The organism is Mycobacterium sp. (assembly GCF_019247635.1).
Taxonomy (GTDB): Bacteria; Actinomycetota; Actinomycetes; order Mycobacteriales; family Mycobacteriaceae; genus Mycobacterium.
The window spans coordinates 23,813-44,775 of the sequence record NZ_JAFBAR010000105.1; the positions used below are offsets into that span (position 1 = coordinate 23,813).

Consider the following 20,963-nt stretch of genomic DNA (forward strand, 5'->3'; position numbering starts at 1 on the left):
GTCAGGACTTTTTCGGCGACTTTCGATCCCTGGAGCGCCACCAGGCGACCACGAACAAGGTCATCGCGGCGACCACCGCTATCAACACCCACAGCACGACGGCTTGGTCGATCCACGATCCGAATGGTGGCCCACCCGGCAGGATGTTGCGTAACGGGACGATGGCGAAAAGCATTGCGCCGTACCAGGTTATGAACGGCGGCAAGAACGAGGTTCTGCCCAGCGCCATGGGAATGGCCACCCATAGCGCCAACACGGGCAGGGCGATTAGGACCAGGCAGATGCCGATATCAAAGATCAACGATCCCTTCGACCTGGACAACGTGATCCGCACGTTGTCCTGAACATCAGGGGGATCGGCGGGATCGTGCATTCGGGTGACGGTCGCGTCCCAGCCGTCCAATTTTCCGATCACCTCGACGCGGGCCAGTGCTTTTTCTTTGGTCGCCCCGGAACCCGTGAAGACGTCGGCGGCGATCTCGTCTGTGCTGTAGGAGTCGAAGGGCCAGTTACCGGGATCGCCGTGCGCCACGAGATTGGTGCTGACCTGTGCTGGTGCCTTGCCCACTGGGTATTGCAAGTCGCCCAAGTCGTTGTCTGGATACAGCCGCACGGACGCGTCTGTCGTCAGCACCCCAAAGTTCTTGTCGTACAACGAATCCTTGGGATAGACAAGCACATTCACCGTCAGACGGTTTGCCACGGTGTCCAGCTTCTCGAGGCGCACCTGCACGACGCTGTCCTCGGCCTCAATCTTGTCGAAATCCACCGGGGGAAGCGCGGGCGCCGATTTGGCCAACAGATGCACCGAAATCAGCGAGACGACATAAACCACCGCGACGGCCGCCAGGATCCCGAGCGTGGCGGCCACGCGCAGTCCTCGTGACGACGAGCCCGCTGACTCGGCCTCCGATGGCGGAGCCTGCATGGTCATGGTTACCGCCTCCCGGGCTGGGTGAGGGCCGCGTCGCCAACGCGGCGCAACCGGATGAACAGGATCGGCTCGTCAGAGCCCGCCCGCGGCAGATGCTAGCAGTCGGGTCGATACCAGCACGGCATTTCCTCCAACCCTGCTTCGAAGTGGCGCGTCCCGGGGACGCGTGCTGCGGCCGCCGCGGCGGCAACCCCGCGCACCAGCACCGCCTAGCGGCTAATCACGCGAAAAGGCAAGCGCAAGACCCTTTTTCACGTCCTCGTAGGGCCGGCCCGACAGGTCCACGGTGACCTGGGCGATGGTGCCTCCGGTGAACGTAAACGGCGCCTTGTAGCGGCTGGACACCCCCGAACCGCCGTTGCGGCCGACGGTGATGCCCGCACCCGCCAACCCGAACGTTCCGGGGTGCGCCTGCACGTCGGCAAGCGTGCCGACCGCGTCGTCGTCGAAGTAGAGCGTGAGATCGCCCAATGGTGTGTGGCTGTTCGGCACGGTTCCGGTCCGCGCATAGCGCACGCCGAGCAGATGCCTGCCCAACGGTACCGGCCTGGTCGACGACACCAACTGCTGGCGCTCACCGAGGAAGTTGTAGACGTAGTGCAGGCGGCCGTCCTGGATGAACAACACGTGCCCGCCGTGCGCGCCGCCCTGCTTGAACAGCACGCCTTCGGCGCCGGTGCTATCCACCGTCACCTCGGCCAGCACGGCGAACGAACGACCCCGTATCTCGGCGGCGGCCCCGATGCCGACGTCGGCGCAGTCGGGATAGTAGATGTAGCTGGATCGTTCGCCGACCAGGTAGGGCCGGAAACGTGTCAGCGTCTCCATGAGGTTCAAGTCGGCCAGCGGTAGCCCGTTGTACTTGGCGGCCTCGGAAAACCACAGCGCCGTAAGCTCTTCGAGCTTGCCTGGGTTATCGGCGGCCAGGTCGTGGCACTGGCTTCGGTCTTTCTCTATGTTGTAGAGCTCCCAGCGGTCGGCGTCGAAGTGTGACCAGCCCGCCGGTGTGGCGGCATGCACGGTGTTGGCGAACCAGCCCTTATGCCAGATCCCGCGGGTGCCCAGCATGGTGTAAAACTGGGTGGTCTTGCCGGTGTCGGCGTCGGAATCCTGAAGGGCCGCTTTGAAACTCACGCCGTCCAATGGTTTTTGTGAAATACCTTTGACGGTGTCCGGCGGTGTTATGTCGAGTAGATCGTAGACGGTCGGGGTGATGTCGCTGACGTTGACGTAGTTGTCGCGAATTTCACCGTGCGCGGCAATACCGTTGGGCCACGAGATGATTGCCGGGTCGGCGATACCGCCTTCGTGCGAGGCGTAGCGCTTGAACAGCTTGTAGGGCGTGTTGAAGGCCATCGCCCACCCGATCGGGTAGTGGTTGTAGGTATCGGGCCCACCGAGGTGGTCGAAGAGCTTCATGCTTTCCTCGACGGTGTCGATGTAGCCGTTGAAGAACTTGCCCTCGTTGACCGATCCGTTCGGGCCGCCCTCGCCACTGGCGCCGTTGTCAGAGATCACCACGATGATCGTGTTGTCCAACTGGCCGGATTCCTCGAGATAGTCCAAGATCCGGCCGATCTGCGCGTCGGTGTAGCTCTGGAAGCCGGCGAACACCTCGGCCATCCGGTTGAACAGTTTCTTTTCCTCGTCATTGAGCGAATCCCACGGCCGGACCGTGTCCTGCAGCGGCCAGGGCTCGCCTTGGGGTCCCTTGACGTCAAGATACGGGTTGACGGGCGACAATTCGGTGTCCCCCGGCACGATGCCGATCGACTTCTGATTCTCCAGCACGATTTCGCGGTACTTTTCATAACCCATGTCAAACTTGCCGGCGTACTTGTCGGCCCATTCGGCGAAGACATGATGCGGCGCGTGCCCGGCGCCGGGGCACACGTAGCTGAACCACGGCTTGTCGGGCGCGATCACCTTGGCGTCGCGGATGAATTGGATGGTCTTGTCGGCGATGTCCTTCGACAGGTGGTAACCGTCCTCGGGTGTGCCGGGCGGGTTGACCGGGTGGTTGTCGTAAACCAGGTCGGGGTACCACTGGTCGGTCTCACCGCCCATGAAGCCGTAGAAACGTTCAAAGCCACGCGAGGTCGGCCAGTGCCGCTTGGTCGACGCCATGCTGGACTCTTCCAGCGGGGTCAGGTGCCACTTGCCGACACAGTAGGTGTTGTAGCCGTGGTCGTTGAGCACCTCGGAGAGCAGCGCGGTGTCGGCCGGAATTCGGCCGTTACAGTTGGGGAATCCGTCGGTGAATTCTTCGATGGTGGCCATGCCTACGGTCGTCGCGTTGCGTCCGGTCAGCAGCGACGCCCGAGTCGGCGAGCACAGCGCCGTGGTGTGGAACTGCGACAGCCGCACGCCGCGCTCAGCAATCCGGCTCATGGCGGGCATTTCGACCAGGCCGCCGAAGCAGTCCCAGGTCGCGATGCCGGTGTCGTCCCAGACCAGGTAGAGAACGTTCGGCGAGTTCTCCGGTGCGGTCGGTGCCGCGTACGGGCCCCAGTCCGGCTCGGAATCGCGAATATCGAGTTCGATCTTGCCGTTGAATTCAGCCACCGCCCAGCCTCACTTCCCTGATGGATCAACTCCGAGCGCGGACATACCGAACGTCCGTGGACATTACACGCGTGAGGTAGCAATCAGCTGAGGATTTGTCCTGGCGGACGGTGTGCGATTGCGAAGGCCCGGCAAGCGCTGTCGGCACGCCGCGCCACCAGACGCAAAAGCCCCCGACACGCCGAGTGTGCGGGGGCTTTTGCGGCTGCTCGCCGAAGGGCTACTTTGCCCTCTCCAAAATCTCAACGAGGCGCCACCGTTTGGTCGCCGATATCGGACGCGTCTCCATCAACGAGACACGGTCGCCGATGCTTGCGACGCTGTTCTCGTCGTGCGCCTTGACCTTCTTGGTGGTCCGAATGATCTTGCCGTACAGCGGGTGGCGCATACGGTCTTCCAGCTCGACCACGATGGTCTTCTGCATCTTGTCGCTCACCACGTAACCGATGCGGGTCTTGCGCCGCCCACGCGGCTTGGGTGTGCTCGGAGTGTGCTTGGGCCCCTTGTCTTTTGACGCGGCCGCCGTCGGGGCGGCCTTCTTGGGGGCGGTCTTTGCGGGCGCCTTCTTCGGGGCAGCCTCTTTCTTGGCTTCTGCCATCACGATTCCTTATTTCCGTCAGGACCAGATGCCAGGCCCAACTCTCGTTCGCGCAGCACGGTGTAGATACGCGCGATTTCCTGGCGCACCGTGCGGAGCCGGCGGTTATTGCTGAGCTGGCCGGTCGCCATCTGGAAGCGCAGGTTGAACAATTCTTCCTTGGACTCGCGCAGACGCTCGGTGAGCTCCTCTTCGGTAAGCTCCCGCAGTTCGCCTGGCGACACTCCCACTGCCATCAGAACTGCTCCTCTCGGGTCACGATGCGCGCCTTGATCGGCAGCTTGTGGATCGCGCGGGTGAGCGCGGCCCGGGCGGTTTGCTCGTTGGGATAGCTGAGCTCAAACAGCACTCGACCGGGCTTGACGTTGACCACCCACCACTCCGGCGAGCCCTTACCGGAGCCCATCCGGGTCTCGGCGGGCTTCTTGGTCAGCGGGCGGTCGGGGAAGACGTTGATCCACACCTTGCCGCCACGCTTGATGTGACGGTTGATGGCGATACGCGCGGATTCGATCTGACGGTTGGTGACGTAGGCGTGCTCGAGCGCCTGGATGCCGTAGTCGCCGAAGTTCACCTGCGTGCCGCCGCTGGCGATGCCGCGCTGGCGTGGGTGGTGCTGCTTGCGGTGCTTAACCTTGCGGGGAATCAACATGATTCAGCTCTCCGTGCTCTGCGGTTCGCGGGCAGGCGCCGCGTCAGGCGACGCCGCGGATTCCTCGCCTGCAGCCCGTCCGGCCTCTGTGCTAGTGGCCGTAGTGCCCGACGCGCCGCTGCGACGCGGGCGGGTGCCCGACGGCCGCTCGCGGCGCGGCCGGTCGGCGCCCGCCGGCGCGGCGGCAACCAATTCGCGCTTGCCACCAACGATGTCGCCCTTGTAGATCCACACCTTCACGCCGATCCGGCCGAAGGTTGTCTTGGCCTCGTAGAGGCCGTAGTCGATGTCGGCGCGCAGCGTGTGCAGCGGCACGCGGCCTTCGCGGTAGAACTCCGAACGGCTCATCTCGGCGCCACCGAGGCGGCCCGAACACTGCACCCGGATGCCCTTGACGTTCGGCTGACGCATGGCCGACTGGATGGCCTTGCGCATCGCGCGGCGGAACGCCACCCGGTTGCTCAGCTGTTCGGCAACGCCCTGGGCCACCAATTGTGCTTGCGACTCAGGGTTTTTGACCTCGAGGATGTTCAGCTGGACCTGCTTGCCGGTCAGCTTCTCCAGGTCGGCGCGGATGCGGTCGGCCTCGGTGCCGCGGCGGCCGATGACGATGCCCGGCCGCGCGGTGTGGATGTCCACCCGGACCCGATCACGGGTGCGCTCGATCTCGACGTCGGCGATGCCCGCGCGCTCCAGACCGGTGGACAGCAACCGACGGATCGCGACGTCTTCCTTCACGTACTCGGCGTACTGCTTGTCGGCATACCAACGCGACTTCCAATCGGTGGTGATACCGAGGCGGAAGCCATGCGGATTGATCTTTTGGCCCACTAGTCGGAGCCTCCCTTCGCTTCAGAAGCCGCAGAGGTCTTGGCCGGAGCCTTCTTGGCCGGAGCCTCCTTGGCCGGAGCCTTCTTGGCCGGAGCCTTTTTGGCGGGCGAACTGGCTGCAGCCTTGGTGGCCGGGGCCTTCTTGGCCGGCGCTTTCTTCGCGGCGGCCTTGCTGCCCTCGGCGCGGCGGGCCCGCGACGACTTCGCCGACCGCTGGTCCTTGACCGGCCGGCTTTCCACGATCACCGTGATGTGGCTGGTACGACGGCGGATCCGGAACGCCCGCCCCTGGGCGCGCGGCCGGATGCGCTTGGCCGTGGGGCCCTCGTCGGCGTAGACCGTGGCTACCACCAGGGAGGCCGGGTCGAGGCCATTGTTGTTCTGCGCGTTGGCCGCTGCGCTGGCGATCACCTTGGCGACCGACTCGCTCGCGACCTGCGGCGCCCAGCGCAGAATGTCCAACGCTTCTGACACCGTCTTGCCGCGCACCAGGTCGATCACCCGGCGCGCCTTTCTCGGCGACACCCGCACGAACCGTGCTTTGGCGACCGCGGTCGGAAATTCGGTGGTGGTGGTGCTCATCGCCGTTTGGCCTTCCGGTCGTCCTTGATGTGCCCCTTGAAGGTGCGCGTAGGTGCGAACTCACCAAGTTTGTGACCGACCATCGCCTCGGTGACAAACACCGGGACGTGCTTGCGCCCGTCGTGCACGGCAAAGGTGTGGCCGATGAAGTCGGGAATGATGGTCGACCGCCGCGACCAGGTCTTGATGACCTGCTTGCTGTTCTTCTCGTTCTGCACGTCGACCTTCTTGAGCAGATGGTCGTCGACGAACGGGCCCTTCTTCAGGCTGCGTGGCATGGTTGGCTACTCCTCTTACCGCGAGTGCTTCTTGCCGGTGCGCCGGCGTCGGACGATCAGCTTGTTGCTGGCCTTGTTCGGATTGCGGGTGCGGCCCTCGGGCTTGCCCCATGGGCTCACCGGGTGACGGCCACCAGAGGTCTTGCCCTCCCCACCGCCGTGCGGGTGGTCCACCGGGTTCATCACGACGCCACGGACCGACGGGCGCTTGCCCTTCCACCGCATGCGCCCGGCCTTGCCCCAGTTGATGTTTGCCTGCTCGGCGTTGCCCACCTCACCGACGGTGGCGCGGCACCGCACGTCGACGCGCCGGATCTCACCGCTGGGCATGCGCAGCGAGGCGTAGCTGGCCTCCTTGCCGAGCAACTGGATGCTCGAGCCAGCAGAGCGCGCCAGCTTGGCGCCACCGCCGGGACGCAGCTCCACCGCGTGCACCAAGGTACCCGCAGGGATGTTGCGTAGCGGCAGGTTGTTTCCCGGTTTGATGTCGGCGTTGGGGCCCGACTCCACCACATCGCCCTGCGAGAGTCCTTGCGGTGCAATGATGTACCGTTTCTCTCCGTCCAGGAAGTGCAGCAGTGCGATGTTTGCGGTGCGGTTCGGGTCGTACTCGATGTGTGCGACCTTGGCGTTGACACCGTCCTTGTCATTGCGGCGGAAGTCGATCACTCGGTAGGCCCGCTTGTGGCCACCACCCTTGTGGCGGGTGGTGATCCGGCCGTGGGCGTTGCGCCCACCATGACCGTGCAGCGGGCGCACCAACGACTTCTCCGGCTCCGACCGCGTGATCTCGGCGAAATCGGACACACTCGCGCCGCGACGACCGGGGGTCGTCGGCTTGTACTTGCGAATTGCCATGTCTAATCAGGTCTTTCTCTCGCGCTCGGCTACGGGGCCGGTGCTCCGAACAGATCGATCGGCTTACTGCCGGGCGCCAGCGTGACGATGGCGCGCTTGGTGCTCTTGCGCTTGCCGTATCCGGTTCTGGTGCGCTTGCGCTTGCCCTGCCGGTTCGCGGTGTTCACCGATGCGACCTTGACGGAAAAGATCTTCTCGACGGCGATCTTGATCTGCGTCTTGTTCGAATCGGGGTGCACCACAAAGGTGTACACGTTGTCGTCGAGAAGCGAATAGGACTTCTCCGAGATGACCGGAGCCAGGATGATGTCACGGGGATCAGCGATGGTCGCCATCAGGCCGAAACCTCCTCGGCAGAAGCGGTATTCGTCGCAGTATGGGCGTCGATGTAGGCATTGAGGGCCTCGACACTGAACACCACGTCATCGGCACGCAACACGTCGTAGGTGTTGAGCTGGTCGGGCGCCAGGACATGCACACCTGGCAGGTTGCGCACGCTCTTGGCGCCCGCCTCGTCGGCGCGGCCGATGACCACCAGCACCTGCTTGCGGTCGGTCAGCGTGCCCAGAAATGCCTTGGCGCTCTTGGTGGACGGGGTCTGATCCTCGACGAGTTCGGTCACCGCGTGGATGCGCCCGTTGCGCGCCCGGTCGGACAGCGCCCCGCGCAACGCGGCGGCGATCATCTTTTTGGGCGTGCGCTGGCTGTAGTCACGCGGCTTGGGACCGTGCACCACACCGCCGCCGGTGAACTGCGGGGCGCGCGTCGAGCCCTGCCGGGCGCGACCGGTTCCCTTCTGCCGGTAGGGCTTTTTGCCTCCGCCCCGGACGTCGCCGCGGGTCTTGGTCGAGTGGGTCCCTTGCCGGGCAGCCGCCCGCTGGGCGGTGACCACCTGGTGCAGCAGCGCGATGTTCACCGGGGCATCGAACAACTCGGCCGGCAGCTCGATGGAGCCGTCGACCTTGCCACCCGGCGTCTTGACCTGAATTTTTAAAGTCTTCGGCTGGTCTTGTGCTGCCATTACTTCTCACCTCGTTTGACCGCGCTGCGAACCATCACGAGTCCCCCGGTGCGACCGGGTACCGCGCCCTTGATCAGCAGCACGCCGTTCTCGGTATCGACCTTGTGTACCAACAGGTTCTGGACCGTCACCCGGTCGTTGCCCATCCGGCCGGCCATCCGCGTGCCCTTGAACACCCGGGAGGGTGTGGCGCATCCGCCGATGGAACCCGGGCGGCGATGCACCGCCTGGGCGCCATGGCTGGCGCCCTGCCCGCGGAAGCCGTGCCGCTTCATGGTGCCGGCGAAGCCCTTGCCTTTGGAGGTGCCGGTCACGTCGACGTAGCTGCCGTCGGCGAAGATCTCCGCCGTCAGCTCCTGGCCGACTTCGTATTCGGTGGTTGCGTCCGGGTCGTCCAGGCGCAGCTCGGCCAGGTGACGCCGCGGGTTGACGCCCGCGGCGCTGAACTGACCGGTCACCGGCTTGTTGACCTTGCGCGGGCTGATCTCGCCGTAGGCGAGCTGCACCGCGCTGTAGCCGTCACGCTCCGGTGTGCGGATGCGGATCACCACGTTGGGGCCCGCCTTGACCACGGTCACCGGCACGATCCTGTTGTTTTCGTCGAACACCTGCGTCATGCCCAGCTTGGTGCCCAGAATGCCTTTTCTTGCCATTGCTCGCCGATCCCCTACTGGATGTTGACGTCAACACTGGCCGGAAGGTCGATACGCATGAGCGCGTCGACGGTCTTCGGCGTCGGGTCGAGGATGTCGATCAGCCGCTTGTGCGTGCGCATCTCGAAGTGCTCCCGCGAGTCCTTGTATTTATGCGGAGAGCGGATGACGCAATACACGTTCTTTTCGGTCGGCAACGGCACCGGACCTACGACGCTGGCACCGGTACGGACGACGGTCTCGACGATCTTTCGCGCCGAGGCGTCAATAGCCTCATGGTCGTAGGCCTTAAGCCTGATGCGGATCTTCTGTCCCGCCACGCTTCTCCTACCTCACTCCTACTTGAGGCCCGTGCTCGGGCCTTTCCGTGCCGTCCGGGCACTTCTGCCCCCAGCGCGCCGATCGGCCGGCCAAGCTGGGGCCGATCTAGCGTCGCGCCGGACTACTGCGCCGCTGTTTACCTGTCGTGGTCCACCCGGCCCCCCGCGGTCGGGCGTGTCACCCTTACGCAGCCTGATCCGCGGCCGAAATTAGCCGCGCTCCAAGGTTGGGACCGGACGCGCCCGTTTGGGCGCTGGTCGTATGCCCGGCCAAGCGCAAAACCTGGCTCAAGGCAACCCGAACAGTATGCCTCAGATCAGCGTCTCGGCCAAATCTCGCGCCCTCGGGGCCTACTGAGGGTTAGGGCGTCCCGCGGTTACCGGTTCGTTTGTCCTCACCAGCCTTCCTAGCTGCACATATTCGGTCGTGGCGACGTGACCATTTTGAGCAGGTTGTGCGGGCGAGGTGTCCAGCTTTGTGGCGGCCTCAAGCACCTGCCGATTCGATACTCGCCGCGCTAGCCTCCCTGTTTCTCGCGCGCTGAACATGCAAGAAACCGTCGACGGCAGCGCGCGCACATTCGCGGTAGTCGAAATCCGGCAGGGTGGACAGGCGCCCCAGCACCAGCGGACCGATCAGCAGGGCGATCGCACGCGATCGGTCGACCTCCCCCAGCTCGGCCGCCTCCGGGCTGTCGAAGATCGCGTCGAACGGCGCCGCGTACTGCTGCGCGATGCGTTCACGCAACGTGCTGATCGCCGAGCTGGCTCCGGTGTGGCCAGCTTCTGGCAACTCCTCTAGATCGCGACCCAGCGCTACCCAGGACATGGCGGTGAGCAACGCCGGAGCGTCGGCCACCGCCTCGGCTTGGGCCACTACCAACGCGGTAAGCCGGTCCCGCAGCGACCCCTCCTGCGGCGGCGTGGGTGCCGGCGGAATGAGACTGTTGAAAGCCGCTGCCAGCAAATCATTTCCGGTGGGGAAGTGGCGATATAGCGTGGCGCGCGCTACGTTGGCACCACGGGTGACCGCATCGATGGTCACCGCACTCGGCCCCCCGGAGCGCAGCAGCGCGGCAGCGGCTTCGAGCAAACGGGCCCGGGACCGTGCCGGACGGGGATCCTCGTTAATCCCATCGCTGATTGTGATGCACCTCCTTGTTTGGCTACGAGACTATCGGTCTATGTACGAGACCATTAGTCTCGAATACCTACCACGCCCCCGAAAGGAGGCGCGTCACTGTGGTCGAAACCCTTATCCGACCCGATCAGCGTAATGAGGCGCCAGGCATCGCAGGGAGCGCCCGCGCTCGAAGCTGGACCCTTGCTGTCGCCTGCGCCGGCGTGTCGCTGGTGGTCGCGTCGATGACCGCGCTTAATACGGCACTGGGTGACCTTGCGGTGGCCACCACGGCGACGCAGACGCAGTTGACCTGGATCGTCGACGGTTACACCGTGGCGCTGGCCTGCCTGCTGCTGCCCGCAGGAGCCATTGGCGATCGTTACGGCAGACGGGGTGCCCTGCTGGCCGGTCTGATGATCTTCTCGCTGGCGTCAATGGCGCCGGCGATGCTGCACTCGCCCCTGCAGATCGTCGTGGGCCGGGCGGTGGCAGGTGTAGGCGCCGCCTTTGTGATGCCCGCGACGCTGTCACTGCTGACCGTCGCGTACCCGAAGGATCAGCGGCTCAAGGCCGTTGGTGTCTGGGCCGGCACTGCGGGTTCCGGTGGTGTCATCGGCATGCTCGGTTCCGGTGTGCTGCTGCGCTTCTGGGACTGGCACGCGATCTTCTGGGCGCTGGGCGCGGCCGGCTTGGCGATCTTTGTGCTGGGATGCACCGTTTCGTCGTCGCGTGATCCCGGCGCTCCTCGGGTCGATTGGTTCGGCGCGATCCTGATCGGCGCGGCGGTCGCGATCGGGGTAATCGCCATTCTGGAAGCGCCCAACCGGGGCTGGAGCGACTCCGTCGTCTGGGGTGGGCTCGTCCTCGGGACGGTCCTCGCCGCGGTGTTCGGCGCCATCGAACTCCGAAAGCGCCAACCGCTTTTGGACGTGCGGCTGTTCGCGGACCCCGGTTTTGCGTCCGGGGTGGCCTCGATCATCATCCTCTTTGGCGGAACGTTCGGTTTCTTCTACCTCGCGATGCAATACGTCCAGCAGATCAAAGGCTATTCGCCGCTGACGACGGCGCTGGCCTTTGGGCCTTTTATGGTGCCGCTGGGCATCTGCTCGGCGCTGTCGTTCTGGTATGTCCCCAGACTCGGACTGCGGATGGTGCTTTTCCTGGGCACCACGCTGATGGCCGTCGGCTTCGCGTGCATGCGGAGCCTCGATCTGCACTCGACTTTTCTCGGGTTCGCGTGGCCGACATTGATACTCGCAACGGGCATCGGGTTTTGCACGGCGCCAACAACTTCGGCGATCATGGCCGCCGTTCCCGATGAAAAACAGGGAGTCGCCTCGGCGGTCAACGACACATCCCGCGAATTGGGCGGGGCCCTGGGCATTGCCGTGGCGGGGTCGATCCTGGCGGGCCGGTACAGCCACGAGGTGATACCGAATTTGGCGGGATTCCCGGCTGCCGTGCGCGGCCCCGCGTCGGATTCGCTGGCCATGGCCGTCGAGGTGGCGGGAAGGCTTGGGCCACAGGGCGTTCAACTGGCGTCGCTCAGTAAGACCGCGTTTATGACGGCCATGCAGGCGTCGATGACCACGATGGCGGTGATCGTCGCGGCGGCGGCCGCACTGATCGGGCTGTGGGCGCCGGGGCGTGACGGGCGCCAGTTGCGATTGGTGCGTCGCATGGTTGCCGTCCGCCGCGCGAAAGGCCATCCAGCCGAACTTGCGCGGCACCGCAGACCGGTTTCGCGCCCGTTGTCGCGTTAGTCGTGGCCGGGCAAGCCGTCGCCACCGTCGGGGCTGGGGGCGACGGCAACCCCGGCGGCTAGGCGGACGGTTCGCCCCCCGGGGTGCCGGCCGGTGCCGCGACTACCAGAAATGGTGGCGTCGCTGAACCCGACGGTGCCGCGCGAGCCGGACGGACCGCCGTTGCAGAGCTAACAGCTTGGCCGCACTCCCGCGCAGGCAAAGGGGTCTGGCGTCCCAGGTGCGCAAACCAAAGAAGGCCCTCCCAGCGCGATTGCGCGCCAAATGAATTCGTTGTGACGATCTGCAGACCACCCGGCTTTCTGCGCCAAAACGCCACGATGGCCTCCACGTCGGCGCTACTCTGGTCAAAGAGTTCGCCTGGGGGGTGGACGGCATCCTGGCGACACCGTGGGGAGCAAGATGTCATACGTCATCGCAGCGCCGGAGTATGTGGCTGCGGCGGCGACTGACCTGATGAATATCGGCTCGGCGATAGGCAATGCCAACTCCGCGGCGACGGCCCCCATTACCGGGGTGATGGCCCCAGGCGCCGACGAAGTCTCAGCGATGCTCACAGCGCTGTTCGCCTCGCAAGCACAGGCCTATCAGGCGCTCAGCGCCCAAGCGGCGATGTTCCACGACCAGTTTGTCCAGCTGATGAACACCGCCGGGTCGCAGTACGCCCTCACTGAGGCCACGAACGCCTCTCCCCTGCAAACGGTCGAGCAGGGTGTCATGACCGGGGTCAGCGCACCGGTTCAGGCGCTGACCGGGAACCAGCAGGCCGGCACCGGTGCCAGCGCGGTAGCTGCCGCCCCGGCAAGTGCCATATATCCCCCAGGGGACCGACTCGTCGGCGTCACCGGCGCACTCGGGCCCGCCGCAAACGTCGGCACCGGCGCTGCCAGCGCAGCCTCGGGCTTACCGACGGGTGGATATCTGGTCGCCGGGGGCATAACCGGTGGAAATGGTGGGGGGCCGACCGTCGCCAGTGCCGCATCGTTCGGCACTGGCGACGGCGCGGGCCTCGGTGCCGGCGGCGGCCTGGCCGCCGAGTCCGAAGTGGCACAGCAGGCGGCACTCGCCCCGGCGGTGACGCCGTTGTCCGCAGCTCCGGCCGCAACGACGTCGCCTACGGCATCGGGACACTCCGAGGGTACGACCGCGCCCACCGGAACAGCACGGGAACGACAGGCTGCAACTTAGGGCTGATCGTCGACCGCCACGGTTGAGCGCCATCAGCAACGGGAGTCCGCCCAGCCGCCCTACGCGACGAATTCCGCTGCCCGATGGGCCAGCATCACGATCGTCGCGTGCGGGCCGCGGCTGGGTACCGTTGGCAGGACTGATCCGTCGACCACCCAGAGCTTCTCGACACCGCGAACCCGACACCGTTGGTCGACAACGGCTTTCGGGTCACCCTCGATGCCCATCGGGGCGGTGCCGGACAGGTGCTGCGACGTCGACCACACCGGTGGTCCAACATCCGTTGCGGCTCCGACCAATTCGTGGGCCAATTGACTGCCGGTTTGCAGCGCCGCGATATCCAATGGCTCACTGTCATAACGGTGCTCGATACGCGGCTGCAGCGCGGGATCCGACGACACCAACGTCATGCGTCCGCGTGCCCGCGGCCGCATCAGTGCCACGCCGATGTGCGGCCAGTCGGGGTGACCGGCCGTCCCGTCGCCGGTCATCCCGACGAAACCACCTGTGTAGGGGCGGATCTCGACATCAGTGGCGATGGTGAGCACGACCTCCAGCACCGGCCTGCCCGCGGCCACCGTCCACGACGTGGGCAACACCCATTCCGGGTGATCACTGAACCCGGCGCCGACCGGCAGCGATGCGACCAGCGGCACGCCGGCCGCCCGCAACATCGCGTGATCACCGACGCCGGACAGCATCAGCAGATGTGCCGACTCGATCCCTCCGGCACACAACACAATTCGGTCGGCCGAAAGACTCATCGGACCCGACGGGGCGATCGCGTCGACACCCACCGCGGTAGTACCGGCAAACCGCACGCGCAGTACGCGCGTCCGGTCCAGCAACGTCAGGTTGGCACGGCTGAGCGCCGGCAGCAGGTACGCCGCCCCCGAGTCGTTGCGTACACCGTCGACGATATTGAGCGGTACGGCGCCAACCCCCGAAACCGCTTCCAGCCCAGGGTCATTGAGGTCGGTGATCCAGTGGAACCCGAACTCTTCGGCCGCGTTTATGAAAGTTTGTGTGACGCCGGTCATTTCGTGCGTGCGCCGGACTCGGATGGGGCCCGACTGGCCATGGGCGGGACTATCGAAATCGAGATCCGTCTCGATCGCGCGGTAATGCTCGAGCACGTCCGACCACGCCCAGCCGGGCAGACCGAGTCCGTCGAAGTCGCGCGGCAAACCGCGGCAGAAGTAGCCGCCGTTGACCGCGCCCGAACCCCCGACCGCCGACCCCCGCATGATCGGATGCCGGCGAGCCGGTTGCTCGGTCAGCCAGGTCTGATAGCGCTGTACCAGTGGGCTGTCATCGCCGATCGGCAGTTGCAACCCGTTGGTGGTCAGGGCCAGCAAGTCCGGATCGGTCAGCCCGGGCCCCGCCTCGAGGACCGTCACCGTGCGCGCCGGGTCGGCGGAAAGGCGTTCGGCAATAACCGATCCAGCACTGCCCGCGCCGACGATCAGCACGTCACTGTGCGCAGGAATCAAGACTAAGTTCGTATCTGCGGCTTGAGGGCACCGATATTGCGCTCGCGCACCACCCCACGCCAGAGCCCGATGCCATAGGCCAGATCATCGACACGCTTGAGCACCAGATAGGACAGCAGCCCAATCGGCTCGGCGTCTTCGTCGATCGCGTCGTGACGGCGAAGCCAGTCCACCACCCCGTCCACGACGGCGGCGATCAGCACCACCCGCCGGCAATGGCGCGACAGTATGGCCGCAAGCAGCGCCACCGGCCAGTAGTGCCGGCACAGGGCGGACGCGAGTTGCAGCGCGGCAGACCACAGCCCGCGGACGGCAATCATCAAGACGTCCCACACCGACGTGTCGGCACTGCGGATGGCCTTGGCGATGCGACGACCCGTTAAAACGGCGATGATCACCGACGCGAACTGGGCAAGACCCGTTCCGATCGACATCAGCACCCAGGCCATCAGTGCCCAGCCGGAGATCACCAGGGGGGCCGTCTTGTCGGGGTGCCGCACCGACAGCGGAGCCGCCGACCCGCCGTAAAACGCCTTGCGCGCAATCCAATCCCGCAGTTCGGTGCGGTGGTCGTGGGCGACCAGCGCGATCGGCTCGTAACGCAACCGCGCGCCCGCTTCGATCAGCCGCCAGCACAGATCGACGTCCTCGCCGGACTGCATGGTCTCGTCGAACCCGCCGACGTCACGGATCGCCGAACGACGACAAATGATCGCCGCGCTCGGCACGTAGGACACCGTGCTATGCGGCAGCACCGGCGCCTCCCGCTGCCCAAGGTCCAGCGACGAGCGCACCGCCTCGTAGCGGGCCACCACATTCTCGCTCTGCGCCAAACCGACGATGCGCGGTGCGACGAGCGCGACGGTGGGATCGCAGAAGTGTCCGAGCAACGCTTCGAGCCAACCGCGCCGCGGCGAGACGTCAGAATCCATAAACGCGACGAAGTCGGTGGTGCAGGCGGCCAGCCCGGTGTTGCGCGCGGCCGACGGCCCCTTGCTGCGGTCGTGACGCAGGACTTCGACGTCACAGTGCGCGCCGACGAAATCCTCGGGCTGCAGGGGTTGCGCGGATCCGTCGTCCACCACGATCACCCGTAGCCCACGAAGCGACGACACCAGGCGCCGCACACCAAAAGCATTGTCCCGCACAGGAATAACCACGGTAACGTCACGGTGTGACGGGCCCCCGGCGGGCCGGGGGTGGGCTACGGTGGCGTCCAACAGGGTGCGGGCCAGCTCCGCGCTCATCTCGTCGCGAACCTTGAGCCGGCCATCGCTGAGCATGTTCTGGGCGGCCGGGGCCAACCGCAGCAGCCGGGTGGGTGAACCACCGAGCAGTGTCGAACCATCGCCGAGCACCCGCACCCGGCGATCGACCTGGACAGCAAACCCGTCCGGCAGTCGGGGCTGACTCATGCCAGCTTCCCGTCCGGGCCGGGTGACCAGCGGTCGACTCGTCGCACGCACCCCTCGACCATCTCCGAGAAGATACGTTGGCCGTCGGCCGCGGTCGCCGTTGTCGGGTCCCCCAAGACACCCACCGCACTGACCGCGGCCACTCCCCCACGAAGCATCGTCGGGAGCAACTCGGGCAATGGCGCGGCGTTGCCCGCGAGCCATTGGTCGGTGAGCACGTCGGCCGGTGAAATATGCAGCAGCACGGATGTTTCGGTATGACCCGCGTGGGCGTCGCCGCCGGCGGCGGCGCAGGGGCACCATCCGGCGTCGCGGCCCTCACTGCGCAACAGCCCTACCGCCCGGTTCAAAGCCACCATGTTCCCCCCGTGGCCGTTGACGAAGACCATGCGCTGTGCCCAGCAGGAGGCCGACCTGCCGTACTCCACCAGCAGCGACGTTAGGGCCTCGATGCCGATGGAGATGGTTCCGGGGAAGCTCTGGTGCTCACCGCTGGCCCCGTAGGCGATGGCCGGTGCGACCAGCCAGCCGTGCAGGCGCGCCGCAGCCGCGCAAGCGACCGCGGTCGCTATCCGGGTGTCGGTATCTAGCGGCAGGTGCGGACCATGCTGTTCGGTGGACCCCAGCGGGATCAGTATCGACGGCGAGATTCGTAGCTGGCTCGACGTCAGGCTTCCCAATTCGCCGAGTACGGGCACTTGCCGATGGTAGGACGAATTCACCTGGTATGCACCAATTGTTCTATCTTCTAATGAATTATTTTTCTGGCCGAACTCTTTGGCGCCCCAATTTAACTCCTCCGCCCCGACTGCCACGCCCGCATCAAAATTAGCGCCGGCGTTGATTTCGCAGACGCTAGGTGTTGGCGGCGACCGGCTAGGCCTCAGGCCCGGAGGGGACCCCGAGCGACCGAGCAAACCCGCCGGGGACCAGAAGATCGCCGGGACCCAGGTCGTGAACCGAGGCATGACCGAGCCCCATCAACGCCGAGTCGATACCTGCCCGCAGAATATCGAGGACGTTCTCGACTCCGGCTTGGCCGGCCGCCGCGAGGCCCCACAGGTAGGCGCGGCCGATCATCACGGCCCGCGCTCCCAGCGCTACGGCCTTGACGACGTCGCTGCCGCGTCGGATGCCACCGTCGAGCAACACCTCGACCTGGTCGCCGACCGCCGCCGCCACGGCGGGCAGGGCGCGTATCGACGCCGGGGTGCCATCCAGGTTGTTACCGCCGTGGTTGGACACCGAGATCGCCGAAACACCGGCATCCACGGCCCTTTTGGCGTCATCGACGCGCATCACGCCCTTGAGCATGAAGGGTCCGCCCCATAGCTCCCGCAGCCACGCGATGTCGTCCCAGCTCGGCGGTGGGGTGCCCAGCCATTCGCCGTAGGCGGCGAAAAACGGCGGGCCGGGCTCACCGCGCCGACCCTGATTGGGCACCCGCAGGTCCGGCGGCCGCAGCGTCTTGCCGTACTTCCACAGCCACCGCGGCTTGGTGAGCGCCTCGGGGGAAAGCCGCAGGATGGTCCGCAGGTTCATCTCCTCGGGGATTTTCGGGCTTCCCCAGTCCCGCCCGTGCGAGAACGTCCAGTCGGTGGTGACGATCAATCCGGCGGCGCCGGCCTGCCGCGCCCGCTCGACGCGCTCGGCGATCGCGTCGCGGCCGCCGAGCCAGTACACCTGAAAGAAGGTCTTAGGGTTTGCGGCGATGACCTCTTCGATCGGCTTGCTGGCGAACGACGACAAACCCATCGCGGTTCCGCGCGCCGCGGCGGCGCGTGCGACGGCGACCTCGCCGTCCGGGTCGACCGCCTGTACACCGGTCGGCGAAATGATCACGGGCAGCGAAACGTCCTGCCCCATAACGGTGGTCGACAAGTCGCGTTTCTCGAGCGCACCAACGACGTGCGGGGCAAAACCGAGTTCGCTGAATGCTTCGACGTTGTCGGCGACGGTGATTCCCTTCTCGCTGGCCGAAATCAACGACGAGTAAACCGATTTTGGCAGCCGGCGCTTCGCGCGTTGCTGAGCGATGGCAACCGTTTCAAACCATTCGTCGGCCATGATTACACGGGGCTTTCGTTGCACAGGCGGGCCGGCGGTCGCCGGGAAAGGGTCAGCGGCACGGGTTCGCGGACCCGGCGCCCCCGGGAATGGTCGACCCGCGGTCGAGGCGTCTGGCGCTCCCGCGCCAGCGCGGGCGCGCCATGGCCTTGCACGCACTCAGGATCCGGCCCATCCAGCGGCAGGCCGGTGAAGAACTTGGCCGCCATGCAACCGCCCCGGCAGCTGTCGTAATGCCCGCAGCTGCCGCACGCGCCGGCGGACTGCGGTTCGCGCAGCTCGGCAAACAGCGGAGCGTTCTTCCAGACGTTGGCGAAACCGGAGCCAAAACCAGTATCCGTCAACACGTTTCCCGCTAGGAAGCGGTCATGGATCGCGAAGGGACAGGCGTACACGTCGCCCACCGGATCGATCAGGCACACCACCCGGCCGGCACCGCACATGTTCAAGCCCGGCAGCGCGCCGGACTCGCCCAGCGGCGCCAGATGGAAGAAGGAGTCGCCGGTGAGCACTCCCTCCCCCTTGGCGACCAGCCAGCTGTAGAGCTGAACCTGCTGTTCGGCGGTCGGATGCAGGTCCTCCCAAACGTCGGCGCCGCGGCCCGACGGCCGCAGCCGGGTGATCCGCAGGGTGGCGCCGTAGCGGCTGGCCAACGCGGCGAACTCGTCGAACTGGCCGACGTTGTGCCGGGTGACCACTACGGAGACCTTCGCGCCGCCGAAGCCCGCCTCCGCCAGGTTCTCCAAAGCACGCACCGCGGTGTCGAATGAACCCGGGCCGCGGACGGCGTCGTTGACCTCGGCGGTGGCGCCGTCCAGGGAGATCTGGACGTCCACGTAGTCGCTGGCGGCCAACCGCGCGGCGACCTCCGGCGTGATCCGGACGCCGTTGGTGGAGAACTTCACGCCGACGTGGTGCGCGGTGGCGTAGTCCACCAGCTCCCAAAAGTCCGGGCGCACTGTGGGTTCCCCGCCACCGATGTTCACGTAGAACACCTGCATGCGTTCCAGGTCGTCGATGATGTCCATGCATTGGCGGGTGGACAGCTCGCGCGGGTCGCGCTTGCCCGACGACGACAGGCAGTGCACACACGCCAGATTGCAGGCGTAGGTCAGCTCCCAGGTCAGGCAGATCGGCGCATCCAGTCCGCGCTCGAACTGTTCGATCAGACGCGGTACGGCGGTGCTCACTCGGCCTCCTTAGGGACCAACATGTCGGAACCCGCCAGCACGCCCAGCGCGTGCAGGTAGGGACCCTGGCTGGAATCCTCGACCCCGGCCGCGCGGCAGGCCGAACGGACATCGGGATGATCGGCCAGCGAGCGCACCACCGTGACGATGGTGCGGTTCTTCAGGAACGAAAGCTTGCGCGTACCGAAGTGGTAGAGCAGCGCCCCAAACGGCTCCGGCCGAATCGCCACCTGCGGGTGCAACCGCCAGCCGCGGTCCGGGTCGAAAGAGCTTGAGTCAGCCCGGCCAGCCTGCGCGGGCGCGGACACGGTCAGTAGACCCCGCACATTCCGTCGATGGATACCTCTTCGACAAGGGTCTCGGTGACGAGTTCGGTGTCGGCCTCGGTCTCGTGGTCCATAGCAACTTGCCTTTCGATAGATCTCGACAACGATGGTGGTTCTAGTCACAATCGTTGACAGAATATATGGCATCGAGTGCCGAAATGGAAGGGCGGGGTCTGATGTTGCCGCAGACGCGGGTGGGCCGCCGCCGCTCGACCACGCCGAATGACATCAGTGACGTTGCCACCGAGTTGTTCGTCGCGCGGGGTTTCGAAGAGGTCAGCGTCGACGACATCGCACAGGCCGCCGGGATCTCCCGGCGCACGCTCTTTCGCTACTACGCCTCCAAGAACGCAATCCCCTGGGGCGACTTCGACACTCACCTGGCGCACCTGCGGGATCTGCTCGACGAGGTCGACGACGAGATTCCCGTGGGCCAGGCCCTACGTGCTGCACTGTTGGCGTTCAACACCTTCGACGAATGTGAGTCTGTGCGGCACCGCCAGCGCATGCGCGTCATCTTGGAAACCGCTGAACTGCAAGCCTATTCGATGACCATGTACGCCGGCTGGCGGGAGGTGATCGCTGGGTTTGTCGCCCGCCGCGCCGGCGTCAAGACCACCGAGCTGCTCCCCCAGACCGTCGCGTGGACGATGCTTGGCGTCGCGTTGAGCGCCTACCAGCACTGGTTGGGCGACGAGTCCGTGACGCTGCTTCAGGCACTGGGAGACGCTTTCGACGTCGTTAGCTCGGGTCTCGATGGACTGCACCTGTGACGGGCACCGAGCACCTGGTGCACACCCTGCGATCGCAGGGGCGGTTCTGCAGGGACTCGGGATCCACGATGTACGGCGAGCTGTGCGACCGGGTGGCCGACGACGTGGCAGCCGGTGGCGTCTTCGCAACGATTCTGTCCGGCCAGGAGGACGCCCCGTCCCGGCAGGCGGTGCCGCTACGGCTGTTGGGCGGGTTGCACCGGATGGTGCTCGACGGCCGGGCGGCACACTTGCGCCGTTGGTACCCGAGCACCGGCGGCGTTTGGGACTCCGAGGCCGCCTGGCCCGAAATCGTGCACACCGCGGTCGCGCGGGGTGAGGTGCTGCGCGCCGC

The 20,963-nt window shown here is 66.0% G+C and carries 25 protein-coding genes; 4 read left to right on the forward strand and 21 right to left on the reverse strand.

Translation table 11 applies throughout. The features are described 5' to 3' along the window. Position 1: 1 nt before the first annotated feature. The 14 genes from JO236_RS17840 to JO236_RS17905 form a co-directional block, all read right to left on the reverse strand. On the reverse strand, positions 2–934 hold the full coding sequence (locus JO236_RS17840; RefSeq protein WP_416362279.1) for a DUF4436 domain-containing protein: 933 nt from the start codon (positions 932–934) through the stop codon (positions 2–4). Positions 935–1,150: 216 nt separating this feature from the next. Beyond that, a complete protein-coding gene (locus tag JO236_RS17845) occupies positions 1,151–3,499 on the reverse strand; it encodes an arylsulfatase (RefSeq protein ID WP_293333325.1) in 2,349 nt (782 codons plus the stop codon). A 220-nt stretch (positions 3,500–3,719) separates the two neighbouring features. Beyond that, complete coding sequence (gene rpsQ, locus JO236_RS17850; protein WP_293333328.1) at positions 3,720–4,100, reverse strand: 30S ribosomal protein S17; 381 nt, start codon at positions 4,098–4,100, stop codon at positions 3,720–3,722. Continuing rightward, positions 4,097–4,333: a 50S ribosomal protein L29 gene (gene rpmC / locus JO236_RS17855; protein ID WP_293333331.1), complete on the reverse strand. Its 237-nt coding sequence runs from the start codon at positions 4,331–4,333 to the stop codon at positions 4,097–4,099. Before rpmC ends, rpsQ begins: the two co-directional genes overlap by 4 nt. After that, positions 4,333–4,749, reverse strand: coding sequence for a 50S ribosomal protein L16 (gene rplP / locus JO236_RS17860; protein WP_085233446.1), 417 nt, complete (start codon positions 4,747–4,749; stop codon positions 4,333–4,335). Before rplP ends, rpmC begins: the two co-directional genes overlap by 1 nt. A gap of 3 nt (positions 4,750–4,752) precedes the next feature. Continuing rightward, on the reverse strand, positions 4,753–5,580 hold the full coding sequence (gene rpsC / locus JO236_RS17865) for a 30S ribosomal protein S3 (protein ID WP_293333336.1): 828 nt from the start codon (positions 5,578–5,580) through the stop codon (positions 4,753–4,755). After that, complete coding sequence (gene rplV / locus JO236_RS17870; RefSeq protein ID WP_293333339.1) at positions 5,580–6,161, reverse strand: 50S ribosomal protein L22; 582 nt, start codon at positions 6,159–6,161, stop codon at positions 5,580–5,582. The genes rpsC and rplV overlap by 1 nt, the downstream gene beginning before the upstream one ends. Further along, positions 6,158–6,439 carry a 30S ribosomal protein S19 gene (rpsS, locus tag JO236_RS17875; protein WP_025738376.1) on the reverse strand — a complete coding sequence of 94 codons (282 nt, stop codon included), beginning with the start codon at positions 6,437–6,439 and terminating at the stop codon, positions 6,158–6,160. The genes rplV and rpsS overlap by 4 nt, the downstream gene beginning before the upstream one ends. Positions 6,440–6,454: 15 nt before the next feature. Continuing rightward, positions 6,455–7,297: a 50S ribosomal protein L2 gene (gene rplB, locus JO236_RS17880; RefSeq protein WP_293333346.1), complete on the reverse strand. Its 843-nt coding sequence runs from the start codon at positions 7,295–7,297 to the stop codon at positions 6,455–6,457. 29 nt (positions 7,298–7,326) lie between these two features. Next, positions 7,327–7,632 (reverse strand): 50S ribosomal protein L23, encoded by a 306-nt coding sequence (rplW, locus tag JO236_RS17885; protein WP_293333349.1) that lies wholly within the window; start codon positions 7,630–7,632, stop codon positions 7,327–7,329. After that, complete coding sequence (rplD, locus tag JO236_RS17890) at positions 7,632–8,318, reverse strand: 50S ribosomal protein L4 (protein WP_293333352.1); 687 nt, start codon at positions 8,316–8,318, stop codon at positions 7,632–7,634. The genes rplW and rplD overlap by 1 nt, the downstream gene beginning before the upstream one ends. Then, entirely contained in the window at positions 8,318–8,971 is a 654-nt protein-coding gene (gene rplC, locus JO236_RS17895; protein WP_293333355.1) for a 50S ribosomal protein L3, read from the reverse strand. The genes rplD and rplC overlap by 1 nt, the downstream gene beginning before the upstream one ends. 14 nt (positions 8,972–8,985) lie before the next feature. Next, positions 8,986–9,291 (reverse strand): 30S ribosomal protein S10, encoded by a 306-nt coding sequence (gene rpsJ / locus JO236_RS17900; RefSeq protein WP_003873519.1) that lies wholly within the window; start codon positions 9,289–9,291, stop codon positions 8,986–8,988. 487 nt (positions 9,292–9,778) lie between these two features. Further along, entirely contained in the window at positions 9,779–10,336 is a 558-nt protein-coding gene (locus JO236_RS17905) for a TetR/AcrR family transcriptional regulator (protein WP_416362281.1), read from the reverse strand. 197 nt (positions 10,337–10,533) lie between these two features. On the opposite strand from JO236_RS17905, the gene JO236_RS17910 reads away from it, so the two are divergent. Both JO236_RS17910 and JO236_RS17915 read left to right on the forward strand, forming a co-directional pair. Beyond that, entirely contained in the window at positions 10,534–12,177 is a 1,644-nt protein-coding gene (locus JO236_RS17910; protein ID WP_416362280.1) for an MFS transporter, read from the forward strand. Between the two features lie 402 nt (positions 12,178–12,579). Continuing rightward, positions 12,580–13,365, forward strand: a complete 786-nt coding sequence (locus JO236_RS17915; protein ID WP_293333364.1) for a PE family protein — start codon at positions 12,580–12,582, stop codon at positions 13,363–13,365. Between the two features lie 59 nt (positions 13,366–13,424). Here the strand turns inward: JO236_RS17915 and mftG are convergent, their stop codons facing one another. From mftG to mftA, 7 genes are all read right to left on the reverse strand, one after another. Further along, the gene (mftG, locus tag JO236_RS17920; protein ID WP_293333367.1) at positions 13,425–14,858 is read right to left on the reverse strand and encodes a mycofactocin system GMC family oxidoreductase MftG; all 1,434 of its coding nucleotides are present in this window, start codon (positions 14,856–14,858) and stop codon (positions 13,425–13,427) included. Between the two features lie 2 nt (positions 14,859–14,860). After that, positions 14,861–16,273 (reverse strand): mycofactocin biosynthesis glycosyltransferase MftF, encoded by a 1,413-nt coding sequence (mftF, locus tag JO236_RS17925; protein WP_293333370.1) that lies wholly within the window; start codon positions 16,271–16,273, stop codon positions 14,861–14,863. Next, positions 16,270–16,995 carry a mycofactocin biosynthesis peptidyl-dipeptidase MftE gene (gene mftE, locus JO236_RS17930; protein ID WP_293333373.1) on the reverse strand — a complete coding sequence of 242 codons (726 nt, stop codon included), beginning with the start codon at positions 16,993–16,995 and terminating at the stop codon, positions 16,270–16,272. The genes mftF and mftE overlap by 4 nt, the downstream gene beginning before the upstream one ends. 154 nt (positions 16,996–17,149) lie before the next feature. Then, positions 17,150–18,340, reverse strand: coding sequence for a pre-mycofactocin synthase MftD (gene mftD / locus JO236_RS17935; RefSeq protein WP_293333376.1), 1,191 nt, complete (start codon positions 18,338–18,340; stop codon positions 17,150–17,152). A gap of 2 nt (positions 18,341–18,342) precedes the next feature. Beyond that, positions 18,343–19,530: a mycofactocin radical SAM maturase gene (gene mftC, locus JO236_RS17940; RefSeq protein ID WP_293333379.1), complete on the reverse strand. Its 1,188-nt coding sequence runs from the start codon at positions 19,528–19,530 to the stop codon at positions 18,343–18,345. Next, positions 19,527–19,856 (reverse strand): mycofactocin biosynthesis chaperone MftB, encoded by a 330-nt coding sequence (gene mftB / locus JO236_RS17945; RefSeq protein ID WP_293333382.1) that lies wholly within the window; start codon positions 19,854–19,856, stop codon positions 19,527–19,529. Before mftB ends, mftC begins: the two co-directional genes overlap by 4 nt. Then, positions 19,841–19,930 carry a mycofactocin precursor MftA gene (mftA, locus tag JO236_RS17950; protein WP_293333385.1) on the reverse strand — a complete coding sequence of 30 codons (90 nt, stop codon included), beginning with the start codon at positions 19,928–19,930 and terminating at the stop codon, positions 19,841–19,843. The genes mftB and mftA overlap by 16 nt, the downstream gene beginning before the upstream one ends. Positions 19,931–20,032: 102 nt before the next feature. Here mftA and mftR point away from each other — a divergent pair, with 102 nt between their 5' ends. Both mftR and JO236_RS17960 read left to right on the forward strand, forming a co-directional pair. Beyond that, positions 20,033–20,629, forward strand: a complete 597-nt coding sequence (gene mftR, locus JO236_RS17955) for a mycofactocin system transcriptional regulator (protein ID WP_293333400.1) — start codon at positions 20,033–20,035, stop codon at positions 20,627–20,629. Next, on the forward strand, positions 20,626–20,963 hold a 338-nt coding region (locus JO236_RS17960), incomplete at its 3' end, for a DUF2332 family protein (RefSeq protein ID WP_293333388.1). The genes mftR and JO236_RS17960, both read left to right, overlap by 4 nt.